Origin of the sequence: Curtobacterium sp. MCPF17_051 (assembly GCF_003234595.1) — a bacterium.
Lineage (GTDB): Bacteria > Actinomycetota > Actinomycetes > Actinomycetales > Microbacteriaceae > Curtobacterium > Curtobacterium flaccumfaciens.
The window spans coordinates 94072-106267 of record NZ_QKSE01000013.1 but is presented as its reverse complement, the minus strand read 5'-3'; the positions used below and the strand labels follow the sequence as shown (position 1 = coordinate 106267).

General features: G+C 71.8%; 13 protein-coding genes. 10 read left to right on the top strand and 3 right to left on the bottom strand.

What is annotated here, in order from left to right; all coding sequences use genetic code 11:
- Positions 1-193 precede the first annotated feature (193 nt).
- Complete coding sequence (locus tag DEJ35_RS11855) at positions 194-1711, top strand: catalase (RefSeq protein WP_111192792.1); 1518 nt, start codon at positions 194-196, stop codon at positions 1709-1711.
- A 137-nt stretch (positions 1712-1848) separates the two neighbouring features.
- On the opposite strand, the gene DEJ35_RS11850 is transcribed toward DEJ35_RS11855, so the two are convergent.
- The gene (locus DEJ35_RS11850) at positions 1849-2415 is read right to left on the bottom strand and encodes a GNAT family N-acetyltransferase (RefSeq protein ID WP_181435574.1); all 567 of its coding nucleotides are present in this window, start codon (positions 2413-2415) and stop codon (positions 1849-1851) included.
- A gap of 320 nt (positions 2416-2735) precedes the next feature.
- Between DEJ35_RS11850 and DEJ35_RS11845 the strand changes: the two genes are divergently transcribed.
- The 5 genes from DEJ35_RS11845 (at position 2736) to DEJ35_RS11825 (ending at position 7119) form a co-directional block, all read left to right on the top strand.
- A complete protein-coding gene (locus DEJ35_RS11845; protein WP_111192790.1) occupies positions 2736-3287 on the top strand; it encodes a hypothetical protein in 552 nt (183 codons plus the stop codon).
- Positions 3287-4330 carry a peptidoglycan-binding protein gene (locus tag DEJ35_RS11840; protein ID WP_111192789.1) on the top strand — a complete coding sequence of 348 codons (1044 nt, stop codon included), beginning with the start codon at positions 3287-3289 and terminating at the stop codon, positions 4328-4330. The genes DEJ35_RS11845 and DEJ35_RS11840 overlap by 1 nt, the downstream gene beginning before the upstream one ends.
- Positions 4327-4923 carry an ATP-binding cassette domain-containing protein gene (locus tag DEJ35_RS11835; RefSeq protein WP_220036891.1) on the top strand — a complete coding sequence of 199 codons (597 nt, stop codon included), beginning with the start codon at positions 4327-4329 and terminating at the stop codon, positions 4921-4923. The genes DEJ35_RS11840 and DEJ35_RS11835 overlap by 4 nt, the downstream gene beginning before the upstream one ends.
- Positions 4920-6011: a hypothetical protein gene (locus DEJ35_RS11830; RefSeq protein ID WP_146244789.1), complete on the top strand. Its 1092-nt coding sequence runs from the start codon at positions 4920-4922 to the stop codon at positions 6009-6011. Before DEJ35_RS11835 ends, DEJ35_RS11830 begins: the two co-directional genes overlap by 4 nt.
- A gap of 223 nt (positions 6012-6234) precedes the next feature.
- Positions 6235-7119 carry a VOC family protein gene (locus DEJ35_RS11825; RefSeq protein ID WP_111123694.1) on the top strand — a complete coding sequence of 295 codons (885 nt, stop codon included), beginning with the start codon at positions 6235-6237 and terminating at the stop codon, positions 7117-7119.
- 121 nt (positions 7120-7240) lie between these two features.
- Here DEJ35_RS11825 and DEJ35_RS11820 read toward each other — a convergent pair whose 3' ends face one another.
- Positions 7241-8026, bottom strand: coding sequence for an SDR family oxidoreductase (locus DEJ35_RS11820; RefSeq protein WP_111192786.1), 786 nt, complete (start codon positions 8024-8026; stop codon positions 7241-7243).
- Positions 8027-8153: 127 nt separating this feature from the next.
- Between DEJ35_RS11820 and DEJ35_RS11815 the strand changes: the two genes are divergently transcribed.
- From DEJ35_RS11815 to DEJ35_RS11805, 3 genes are read left to right on the top strand one after another with little or no spacing between them, the layout of a single operon-like run.
- Positions 8154-8729: a hypothetical protein gene (locus DEJ35_RS11815; protein WP_146244788.1), complete on the top strand. Its 576-nt coding sequence runs from the start codon at positions 8154-8156 to the stop codon at positions 8727-8729.
- On the top strand, positions 8726-9373 hold the full coding sequence (gene lepB, locus DEJ35_RS11810) for a signal peptidase I (RefSeq protein ID WP_111192784.1): 648 nt from the start codon (positions 8726-8728) through the stop codon (positions 9371-9373). Before DEJ35_RS11815 ends, lepB begins: the two co-directional genes overlap by 4 nt.
- A complete protein-coding gene (locus DEJ35_RS11805) occupies positions 9370-10188 on the top strand; it encodes a helix-turn-helix transcriptional regulator (protein ID WP_146244787.1) in 819 nt (272 codons plus the stop codon). Before lepB ends, DEJ35_RS11805 begins: the two co-directional genes overlap by 4 nt.
- 76 nt (positions 10189-10264) lie before the next feature.
- Here the strand turns inward: DEJ35_RS11805 and DEJ35_RS11800 are convergent, their stop codons facing one another.
- A complete protein-coding gene (locus DEJ35_RS11800) occupies positions 10265-10582 on the bottom strand; it encodes a hypothetical protein (RefSeq protein ID WP_146238480.1) in 318 nt (105 codons plus the stop codon).
- A gap of 88 nt (positions 10583-10670) precedes the next feature.
- Here DEJ35_RS11800 and DEJ35_RS11795 point away from each other — a divergent pair, with 88 nt between their 5' ends.
- Entirely contained in the window at positions 10671-11885 is a 1215-nt protein-coding gene (locus tag DEJ35_RS11795; RefSeq protein ID WP_110858848.1) for a PP2C family protein-serine/threonine phosphatase, read from the top strand.
- Positions 11886-12196: the final 311 nt, after the last annotated feature.

Here is a 12196-nt window from a genome sequence, read left to right as displayed (position 1 = left end):
ACGCGGCGCGCGACGACGCGGTGCGCGACGACGCGGTGCGCGACCACCTGGACGCGCCCGACGCGAGCGCGCAGGCGCCCGACGCCCCCACGCCCGCCTGACGGCGATCGCCCTCCGCACCGGCGCCACGACGCGCCGGACCCTGACCACCCGAGCACCCTGACCGAACCAACGTCCCACCCCAGGAGGAACCGTGTCCGACCAGAACACGCCGACCGGCACCCCGACCACCACGACCAACAGCGGCGCACCCGTCTCGAGCGACGAGCACTCGATGGGCGTGGGGGCCGACGGCCCCCTCGCGCTGCACGACCACTACCTGGTCGAGAAGCTCGCCCAGTTCAACCGCGAGCGTGTCCCGGAGCGGGTCGTGCACGCCAAGGGTGGCGGCGCCTTCGGTACCTTCACCGTCACGCAGGACGTCTCGCGCTTCACCCGCGCCGCGTTCCTGCAGCCCGGTCAGACCACCGAGATGCTCGCCCGGTTCTCGAGCGTCGCCGGTGAGCAGGGTTCCCCCGACACATGGCGCGACCCCCGCGGCTTCGCGCTGAAGTTCTACACCGAAGAGGGCAACTACGACCTCGTCGGCAACAACACCCCGGTGTTCTTCATCCGCGACGGCATCAAGTTCCCCGACTTCATCCGCTCGCAGAAGCGCCTGCCCGGTTCGCACCTGCGCGACCACGACATGCAGTGGGACTTCTGGACCCTTTCGCCCGAGTCGGCGCACCAGGTCACGTGGCTGATGGGCGACCGCGGCCTGCCGGCGAGCTGGCGCGAGATGGACGGCTTCGGCTCGCACACCTACCAGTGGATCAACGCCGAGGGCGAGCGCTTCTGGGTGAAGTACCACTTCATCACCGAGCAGGGCCACAAGACCCTGACGCAGCAGGACGCGGACCGCATCGCCGGCGAGGACGCGGACTTCCACATCCGTGACCTGCACGCCGCGATCGAGCGTCAGGACTTCCCGCGCTGGACCCTCAAGGTGCAGGTCATGCCCTACGAGGACGCCGCGACCTACCGCTTCAACCCGTTCGACCTGACGAAGGTGTGGCCGCACGCGGACTACCCGCTCATCGAGGTCGGCACGATGGAGCTCAACCGCAACCCGGAGAACTACTTCGCGCAGATCGAGCAGGCGACCTTCGCCCCCTCGAACTTCGTGCCCGGCATCGCTGCGAGCCCGGACAAGATGCTCCTGGCGCGCATCTTCAGCTACGCGGACGCACATCGCTACCGCGTCGGCACGAACCACGCCCAGCTGCCGGTGAACGCCCCGAAGAACGAGGTCCACTCGTACTCGAAGGACGGCGGCATGCGCTTCGACTTCCAGAAGTCCGAGGTGCCGGTGTACGCGCCGAACTCGCTCGGTGGTGCGCACGCCGACCCGAACGCGACCGACGACGCCCCGGGCTGGGAGTCCGACGGTGCGCTGCAGCGTTCCGCCGCGACCCTGCACCCGGAGGACGACGACTTCGGCCAGGCCGGCACGCTCGTCCGTGAGGTCCTGGACGACGCCGCCCGTGAGCGCCTGGTCGGCAACATCGCCGGCCACGTCTCGAAGGTGACGCGCGACGACCTGCGCGAGCGTGTGTTCGCCTACTGGACGAACGTCGACGCCGACCTGGGTGCGCGCGTGCGCGCCGCGGTCGCGCCGAGCGCGCCGGGCTCCAACGAGGACCCGGAGAAGGTCGCGGTCGAGGCGTAAGCCCCGCTGGACGACCAACGGACGGGAGGCCCGGTACCAGCTGGTACCGGGCCTCCCGTCCGTCGGTCGTTGCGTCTAGACCTGCTGGCCGTTCACCCAGATCGGGCCGGTGCGTCGGGGGTGCCCAGTCCTCGTGCTCAGACCTGCTGGCCGTTCAGCCAGATCGGGCCAGCGGGCCAGTCCTCGAGCTGCGCTGCCACCGGCAGCGCCATCCAGCCGCCCTGCTCGGTGTTGCTGACGCCCGCGCCCTCGGCGGTGAACGCCGAGAAGGTGCCGACGGCCTCGGGGAACTCGTGCCAGCCGAGCTTCGCGTAGAAGGGGATGCGGTCCTCGCCCGCGCCGAGGAACCCGAAGGGGACGCGGAGTCCCTCGAGGACCGCCGCGGTGCGGCTCATCAGCTCGCGGCCGACGCCGGTGCCCTGCAGGCGGGGCGCGACGGCGACCAGGCCCGTGTCGCCGACCAGGACGTCCTGCCCGCCGACGGAGATGTACATGCGGCGGATGCCGACGTGGGCCAGGACGACCCCGTCGGCGTCGTGCGCGAGCACCCGGCGTTCCGGCTGCATGCCGGACCAGCTCCGGCCGCCCACGTACCAGTGCGACCAGTCGGGGAAGGCCTGCCCGAGCAGCGCTGCGATCGCTTCGTGGTCGGGGAGCGACAGCGTGCTCTCCTCGACCACCTCCCACCGGACGTCGTCAGTCACGGGTCCATCCTGCACGGATGTGGTGGTGGTCGTTGCGTTCTCGTATGAACCGGTAATACGTTAACGGTCACATCCGGGAGATGTCACAACGAAAGGGGAGATCGATGTCGATCAAGAACGTCGTACTGGGTGTGGTCGCGCTCAGCACCTCAACCGTCTGCGGAGCGGGACGATGAAGTGGGGGAACGTGGTCGGTGGCAACAAGTGGTCCTACCGGGCTGCCTGCTGGACCAACATCGCCCAGTACGGCATGACCCGGGCCTGACGCGGTGATTCGGAGCAGGCTTCGGGGAGCAACGATCGTCGGGGCGATCGCCGCCGTGGGGCTCGTCGGTTGTGCCCAGGCGGATGCTGCACCCCGGGTCGTCGATCCGTCGGGCTTCTCCGGGGCCGGGCCGTGGGCGGGTGAGTTCGCGGAATCAGCCGCCGACGCCAGTTCCTACCAGTGGCAGATCCTCTCGGACGGAACGATCTCGGCGCGGGAGGTCGCGGATGCGCAGTCCCGCATGAGCGCATGCACGCGGGATCTCGGCTACGACTACACGACAGCGGAGGACGGCACGTCCGAAGCCTCGCCGCTCCCCGGGCGGAAGGCTGAAGACGCCGCGGCCATGAACGATTCGAAGTCGAAGTGCGCGAAGGGCTTCGACAGCGACGTGACCTACCTGTTCAACGAGGTCCGGCGGAACCCGGAGAAGCAGGACGAGGCAATGATCACCGTCGCGTGCCTCCGTGCTTCCAGACTCGTCGACGACACGTACACCGAACGTGACTGGCGTGATCAGAACGACGACGGGAACTTCTCCTTCTCGCCGTGGGATCCCGCAGCCGTACAGTGTCGGCTGGACCCCCTCGGCCTCTGGCGGCGGTGATGCGCTTCCCATCTGCCGCGCTCCTGGCGCTCGGGGCGATGGTGGTCGCAGCGGCGACGGCCGCGGCCATCGTGGTCGTTGTGCCGGCCGAGGTCCCGGCCGCACTCCGGACGGCTGCCCCCGCGAGCACCGTCCGGGTGACCGAGCGCACCGATGCCGACGAACGACAGGTGCAGCTCGCACTCGACATCGGTGCCCCACGGGCGGTCGTGACGTCGCGGACCGGCACGGTGACGACGTCGACGTGCTCGACCGGGGCACCCGTGCGGAGCGGGGACGTCCTCGCGCGGGTCGACGGACAGCCGGTGCTCGCACTCGCCAGTGACGAGCCGCTGTGGCGCGACCTCGAGCTCGGCGACCGCGGGGCCGACGTCACGGGGTTGCAGCGGGAACTCACGCGCCTCGGTGCCGGATTGAGCATCGACGGTGTCCTCGGTCGGGGCACACTCCGTGCTGCGCAGCAGTTCCTGGTCGTCCGAGGCGTCGACCGCGACGACCTGCCCGACGACGTCGTGCCGCGGGCTCCGTTCGCATGGGTACCGGCCGCCGAGAACGTCGTCCTGGCGTGCGTGGCCGTCGTCGGGGCAGCGGTCGGCGCCGACGGTGTCCTCGTCGAACTCCCGGCCGAACTCCGCGGTGCACGCATCGAGGCGCTCCCGGTCGATCCGGCGCCGGGGGAGCGCGTGCTGCGGATCGGGAACGCCGACGTCCCGATGGACACCGCCGGGGTGGTCTCGTCGCCGACGGACCTCGCTGCGATCACCGCCCTGCCGGAGTACGCATCGACGGTCGCTTCGGCGGACGGCGCACCGACGGTGGCTGCGAAGTGGACGCTCAGTCACCCACGAACCGTCCAGGTGGTGCCGCCGACGGCCCTCTGGGGCCTCGAGGGTGACCGGGCGTGCGTGCAACCGACGACGGGGCGGCCACTCCGGGTCGAGGTGCTCGGATCAGAACTCGGGCAGTCGTTCGTCCGGGTGCCCGGCGGACGAACGCTCGACCGGATCAGTGCCGCGCCGGACCGGTCCAGTTCGTGTCGGTGACGCTCGAGGGCGTCGGGCACGTTTGGCCGAACGGCACCGTGCTGTTCGACCGCATCGACCGCACCTTCGCCGAGGGGACCGTGACCGCGGTCGTCGGGCCGAGCGGTTCCGGCAAGTCAACGCTGCTCGCGATCCTCGCCGGGATGCTCCGTCCGACGCGTGGTGCCGCCGTCCGTCCGCCGGGCTGTCGGCCGCTCTGGGTCTTCCAGAACCCGTACGGGGTGGCCCGCCGCCGAGTGCTCGACCACGTCGCGTTGCCGTTCGTCGCCCAGGGCGCGGATCGTCGGACCGCGGACGTCCGCGCGCTCGGGGTCCTCGAGCGCTTCGGGCTTGGTTCGCGGGCGCACGCGCGATTCGCCGAACTGTCCGGTGGTGAGGCGCAACGCCTGATGCTCGCGCGCGCGATCGCGAGTGCGCCGGGTCTGATGCTGGTCGACGAGCCGACGGCGCAACTCGACCGAGCGGCCGCGATCGAGGTGAACCGTGGGATCGGTGCGCTCGCCGCGTCGGGGACGGTCGTCGTCGTCGCCACGCACGACGACGCGAGCCGTGACGCCTGCGACGGAGTGCTCGACCTCGGGCGGTACCGATGAGCCGTCGCCGGATGCAGGTGACCGAGGTCTGGCGGGAGGCGTGGCGCGACATCGCTTCCGGAGCCTCGTGGGCAGCCACGGCCGCTGTCGTCCTCGCGGTGCTGCTCAGCGGCGTCGTGGGCATGCGCGCCGTGGCGGTCGCCGGTGACGTCCGAGCGGCTGCGGTGTTCGTCGCGAGCGGTGCGGCGACGACCGTCCAGCGGGCCGAGGGCCGGATCGACGGCCGCGTGTGCGATGCCCTCGCGGATGCCGAAGGGGTCATCGCGTCTGGTGCGTTCCGGCGCCTCGACGTCGGGGTCGTCCCCGCCGCGCTGCCGGGCTCGGCGATCCCGACCTACGAAGTGACCGCCGGGGTGCGTGGCCTGCTCGGCGGCTCGGCTGCCGACGGGGCGACGGGAGTGATCGTCTCGCCCGCGGTGCACGAGACCCTGGGCCTTGCTGCCGGCGATCGCCTCGTGACGGTGGGCGGCGCGGGCACCGGAGTCGCCGGCGTGTACGACTACCCCGACGACGGCCGGGACCCCGACCTGGAGTACGCGGTCCTCGCGCCGGCGGTCGACGACGGGTCGCCGTTCGACGCCTGCTGGGCGACGGTGTGGCCGCAGCGCGACGACACGGTCTCGATGCTCCGGCGCACCGTCTTGCCGGCGAGCGGGGCCGACGGCGAGGACCGACCGACCGCCGGGCAGCTCAACCCGACGCTGGGCGCGGTCTTCACCCCCGCGGCGCGGCAGCCAGTGCTCGTCCCGTTCGGTGCAGCGGCCCTCGTGGGGCTGACGATCGGCGGGGCAGCGGTCGCACGGCGTCGGCTCGCCCTGGCCTACGACCGGCACGTCGGGGTACCGCGGTGTGCGCAGGTCCTCGGCGTCGTCCTGCAGCACCTGGTCTGGGCATCGGTCGGGGCGGTGGTCGCGACGAGCGTCGCGGTGGTGTCGGTGCGTGGCCTCGACGTCGACGATGCGCTGCCGATCGTGCGCGAGGCGATCGCGATCGCGTCCCTCGGGCTCGTGGGCGCGCTGCTCGGTGGGGCGCTCGCCGCGGCCGCGATCCGCGAGCGCGCGCTGCACCGCTACTTCCGCTCCCGCTGACCGCGGCCGGAGGGGCGGACGCGCACCGGGCCTCTCGTCGCCTGCGCGCCCCGTCCGCTGCGCGCCCCCGTGCGCCAAAGCGACAGATTGCCGCGAACTGTTCGCAGAGATCTGTCGCTTTGGCGGGTACCTCGCACCGGGATGGCGTGGATCTGTCGCTTTGGCGCAGGCGACCGACGCCCATTTGGTTGACGCGTCAACTAAATGGGCGCACACTGGTGCCATGCACCCGCAGAACCTCCTCGCCGCCGACACCGGGATGGGTGCCGTCACCCTCCGCGTCGCGAACCTCGACCGGATGATCGGCTACTACCGCGACGGCGTCCAGCTCTCGCTGCTCTCGAACGAGGGCGGCGTCGCCGTCCTCGGGCGACCAGGTGCCGGTGGCCTGGCGGTGCCGATCGTGATCCTCGAGCACGCGCCGTCCATGCAGCACGCAGGCCCGCACGACGCCGGCCTGTTCCACACCGCGATCCTGTTCGACACGACGGCCGACCTGGCCGCCGCGCTGTACTCGGTCGCAACGAAGTTCCCGCAGACCTTCACCGGCAGCGCCGACCACCTGGTGAGCAACGCGTTCTACTTCACCGACCCCGAGGGCAACGGCGTCGAGCTGTACTGGGACCGTGACCGCACGGAGTGGTCGTGGACGCACGGCATGGTCGACATGGACACGAAGTACGTCGACCCGAACGCGTTCCTGCAAGAGCACCTGACGGTCGAGGCAGTGGAGTCCGCGCCGAACGCGCCGGGTCGGGTCGGCCACGTGCACCTGTCGGTCGGCGACGTCGCCAGCGCGAAGGACTTCTACGTCGACAAGCTCGGCTTCGCGACGACGGCCGGTTGGGGCGAGGCCCTGTTCGTCAGCGCCGGCGGCTACCACCACCACATGGCGATGAACACCTGGAACTCACGTGGGGCCGGGCGCCGCCAGCTCGCGCTCGGGCTGGGACTCGTGCGGATCGAGGTGCCCGGGTCGGACGACCTCGGTGCCCTCGTCGCACGCATGCACGACACCGGGGTGCAGACCGCCGACGACGGCCGGACGGTCGCGTTCGAGGACCCGTGGGCGAACCGCATCGAGGTGACTGCGCCCGGTCGCGCCTGACGCGGTCCGCCGCGGGGCGGCCGAGACTCGGACTGAGCGACACTTCTCGCGCCCGCAGCCACGAGAAGTGTCGCTGACTCCGAGACTCGGCGCCGGCTGCCCGGCTGCCCGGCCGCCCGCATCAGGCGCTGTTCGAGATCCCACCGTCCGACTTCAGCAGCTGCCCGTTCACCCAGGCGCCCTGCTCCGAGCAGAGGAACCCGACGAGCGCGGCGGTGTCCGACGGGCGTCCGAGTCGGCCGAGCGGAGTGCCCTCGACGGCCCACCCCTTGACCTCGTCGGACATCCAGCCGGTGTCGTTCGGGCCCGGGTTCACCACGTTGGCGCTGACGCCGAGGCTGCCGAGCTCCTTCGCGGCGCCGAACACGATCCGGTCGAGCGCACCCTTCGATGCCCCGTACGGCAGGTTGTACGCGATGTGGTCGCTCGTCAGCGCGACGATCCGGCGTCGGTCGCGCGGTGCGGCGTCCCCGGCGCGCTCGAGCCCCGCCGCGTAGGCCTGCACGAGCAGGAACGGTGCGCGGGCGTTCACGGCGAAGTGGCGGTCCCACGACTCGACCGTGGTGGTGCGCAGGTCGGAGTCCACGGACTCGCAGTGCGACATGACGAGGGCGGTCACGGGGGCGCCGGCTTCCGACTCGGCGCGGCCGACGAGCGCGGCCGCCTGCTCCGGGTCCTCCAGGTCGACCGGGAGGCGCGTCACCCGTGCTCCCGCCGCCTCGCACTCCTGCACCACCGACTCGACCCCGTCCGGGTCCGCCCCGCCGCTCACGCGGTCGTCGTAGGGCCCCCACCACGAGATGGCGAGGTCCCAGCCGTCGGTTGCCAGCCGGGTGGCGAGTGCCGCGCCGATGCCGGCTCTGCGGCCCACCCCGGTCACCAGGGCGAGGGGTCGTGCTGACGTCATGCGGGCCTCCTGTCCGGCGCTCCGTCGCGCCGATCGGCACCCAGTCTGCCGGAACCGGCCACCCGTGTGGCCATCGCACCCGGTGTCCTGTCGGCGGACGGCAGACCGCGGGGGCCAAGATGGACGGATGCCACGCACACGACGGCCCTCCCGACCGGGGCGCGGACCCCGCGGCGGTCGCCCGGATCCCCGCGACCTGCCACTCGAGCACGTCCGCGACCGGATGTCGTCGTACATCTACGGCAACATCACGGTGCTCGCCGTCGCGATCGCGGTGAACCCGGATCAGATCCACCACGGAGCAGCGGTGGCGACCGTCCTGGCGACCGCGGTGCTCACGTACCTGGCCCACGTGCTCGCGCACCTGGTCGCGCACGGGCTCGGCGACGACGGCGAGGAGTCCGCCGAGGACCGCGCTGCGCGCCGCGACTCGGTCGCGACGATCGTCAGGAACGCCAACCCGATCGCGACCTCCGGGCTGATCCCGGCGGTCCTCTACGCGGTTGCCTGGACCGGGTGGCTGCCGGCGGAGTGGGCACAGATCGCGGCGACGGTGATCCTGGTCGTACGCATCGGGTTGGTGGGTGTGTTCATGCAGCGGTTCAGCGGGAAGCAGCCCACGTTCCTCGGGCTGTGGGGCGGCATCGTGCTGGCCGCGGTGGCGTTCGTGATCGGCCTCGTCAAGGTGGTGCTGACGCATTGAGCGACACCGACGCCCACGCTGCATCCGGCGCTGACGCCGACGCCGTGGCCGAGCCGAAGCGCGGCGGTCTGTGGTTCCTGCGCGACCTCGTCATCATCGTCGTCGTGGCGCTGTTGGCGTCCTTCCTGGTGAAGGCGTACCTGGTCCGTTCCTTCTACATCCCCTCGGCCTCGATGCAGAACACGCTGCTCGTCGGGGACCGGGTGCTCGTCAACGAGCTCGTGCCCGGGGTCGTCCCGCTGCAGCGTGGTGACGTCGTGGTGTTCCAGGACCCGGGCGGCTGGCTCAGCATGGGCCAGGGCGACGACCTGATCAAGCGGGTCATCGGCCTGCCGGGTGACACGGTGTCGTGCTGTGACGCCCGGGGGCGCCTGTCGGTGAACGGACACGCGGTCGACGAGCCCTACGTCGTGCTCGAACGCGGGTCGGACCGTGTCGCCGGGAAGGACTTCGAGATCACCGTGCCGAAGGGGCGCATCTGGGTGATGGGCGACAACCGCTACGACTCCGCCGACTCGCGCGTGCACGGCACCGTGCCGGTCGACGACGTCGTGGGGCGCGCCTTCGTGACCACGTGGCCGATCTCGCGGTGGTCGGTGCTGTCCCGGTACGGGGACGAGTGGGACCGGGTCCCGACGCCGTGACCGCTGACGACCAGGGCTTCGGCTACGAGACCGGCGGGGACGACGACCTGTCGATCCACCGGATCGCGACACCGGGCAAGCAGTCCGGGACGATCGGTCCGCGTCCCGACCACGTCGTGTTCTGGCTCGCCGACGGCCGGGCCAGCCTGACCGCCGACGACGGCGAGCAGTGGCAGGTCGGCGCCGGGCGGCCGATGATGCTCTCGGCGTCCGTCGCGTACGGCTTCGAGACCGACGCGACCGCCACGACGCTGCTGCACCTGTCGCCGTCGCTGCTCGGCGACACGGACGAGTCCTCGGTGTTCCGGCAGCCGGACGCGGGCGATCCCGCACTCGAACCGCTGCGGGCACTGCTGCGCGAGGCCTCCGGGCGCATCCTCGACCCGGCGCTGCCCGCCGCCGACCGCGCGTCCCTGAACCGGCGGATCGCGACCGTCGTCCTGTCGACCTTCGCTCGGTCGCGAGCGGACGTCGCGGACCGGATGCGGCGCGCGATCGGCTTCGTCCACGACCATGCCGACCGGGTGCTGACGGTGGCGGACGTCGCAGCGGCCTGCGACCTGAGTGAGCGCGGCCTGCAGGACCTTTTCCGCCGTCGTCTCGGCGTCACGCCCATGCGGTACCTGCGCGAGGTCCGGCTCGACCGGGTGCACCTGGAGCTGGGGCGGCCGGGTTCCCGCGCGCTGCTCGTCAGCGAGGTGGCGCGGCGGTGGCGGTTCACCCACCTGGGGCGGTTCGCGGCGTACTACCGGGAACGGTTCGGGGAGCAGCCGCACCAGACCATCGCGCGGAGCGGCACACCCGGAGAACGGTAGTTCTCGCGTTCTTCGCGGATTCCGGCATCCGGCTCGCCGGGCGAACCGCGCGTCGAGCACCCGGTCGCGGTCGGGGTCAGCAGCCCGTCGTCGTCAGGGTGACCCTCGCGACCGTGCCGTCGGACACCTTGGTCGTCTGCGGGCAGAGGTCGCCGGCGCGGACCGTGACCTGGCCGAGGGGAACGCCCGCGAAGTCCGCCGTACCGCCCGGGAACACCCGCTGGTGCTCGGAGAGCTTGCCGGTCGAGGCGAACACCTTGACCTCGTAGGGGTGGTCGGCGGCGTTCGACGACACCGTGACCGACACCTGGCCGGTGGAGTCGTGGGCGCCACAGCCAGCGAGGGCCAGGAGCGCGGCCACGCCGAGGACGGTTGCGGGGACGACTCGGAGCACGACGACCAGGGTACGCCGACGCGCCCGACCACCTGCGCCCTCCGGACTGGGGCCAGGCCCTGTCCGTTCCGCGCGTTACCGTGGGAGCATGCAGCCGGAAACCGCGATGTCCGTGCCCGCGCCGACCGGGGCCGATGCGGTCCGGCGAGCCGCTCTGATCGCGGCACTCGACGTGGTCGACGGCGGGGTCGAGGAACGGTTCGAACGGATCACCCGGATCGCCCGTGAGGCCCTCGGGGTCTCCGGCTCGTTCCTCAACCTGGCGGGCGAGACCACGCTGACGATCAAGTCGCAGCAGAGCGACGCCGCCTTCGATCCGGTCATCCCGCTGCAGGACACGTTCTGCGGACGGAGCCTGGGTGAGCAGGGCCCCGTGGTCGTCGCCGATGCCCGACTGGACGACCGGTACGCGGACCTGCCGATGGTGCTCGACGACCCGAACATCCGGTTCTACGCCGGTGTCGGGCTCCGCGCCGGCGACGACGACCTGAAGATCGGCACCCTCTGCCTGATCGACCCCGAGCCGCGCACCCTCGACGCCGACGAGCTCGAACTGCTGCAGGAACTCGGCATTTGGGCAGAGCGCGAGCTGCTCGCCGGTGCCGACGAGGACCGGCTGCGCACCGTGCTCCACGGCCTGCAGCCGGCTGCCGTGCAGGTGCCCGGGTACCGGATCACGGGGGTGTCGATCCCGCACGGGCTCGTCTCCGGTGACTTCCACGACTGGCACCGCTCCGGCGAGGACTCGATCCACCTGACCGTGTCGGACGTCATGGGCAAGGGGATGTCCGCCGGGCTCCTCGCGGCGAACATCCGCGGTGGGCTGCTCGCCCGCGGCGACCAGGACCCGAGCGTCGCGGTCGCCGAACTCGAGGCGCAGGTCGCCCCCGAGCTCAGCCGTGCCGAGTCCTTCGCGACGATGTTCCACGGCCGACTGACCCCGTCCACCGGCCGCCTCGACTTCGCCGACGCCGGCCACGGGCTCGTACTGCAGCTCCGCGACGACGGTGCCGAACGGATCCTGCGGTCGTCGGACCTGCCGATCGGGCTGCACCCCGCAGGGATGCCCCGCGCCGCCGGGTCGCTCGTGCTCCGGCCCGGTGACGTGCTCATCGTCGTGACCGACGGCGCGCTCGAGCTCTGGGACTCCACGCTCGCGTCGCTGTCGGAGCTCGGGTCGCTGTACCGGGAGTCCCCGGACGTCGAGACGTTCCTGCAGCGGGTGCGCGCACGCGTCGCCGAGCACGACCCGGGCGACGACCTGACCGTCGTCGTGGTGGCGCGGGACGCGCTCGGGGCCTGAGCGGTCGAACAACTGCCGCCGGCTCGTCGGCCGGTCGCGCGGCGAGTGGTCGCGACCTGCCGTGCGTCGGGCGCCGAGTGGTCGCGACCTGCCGTGCGTCGGGCGCGGAGTGGTCGAGAACTGTCGGTTGGCGCGGCCTCGGGCGACGGTTCGTGACCGCACGGCGGACCTGAGCGGGGTGTCGTGACCGTTCGTGTGGCACCGGGTACCGCGGCGAGTGGTCGCGACCTGCCGTGCGTCGGGCGCGGAGTGGTCGCGAACTGTCGGTTGGCGCGGCCTCGGGCGACGGTTCGTGACCGCACGCCGGACCT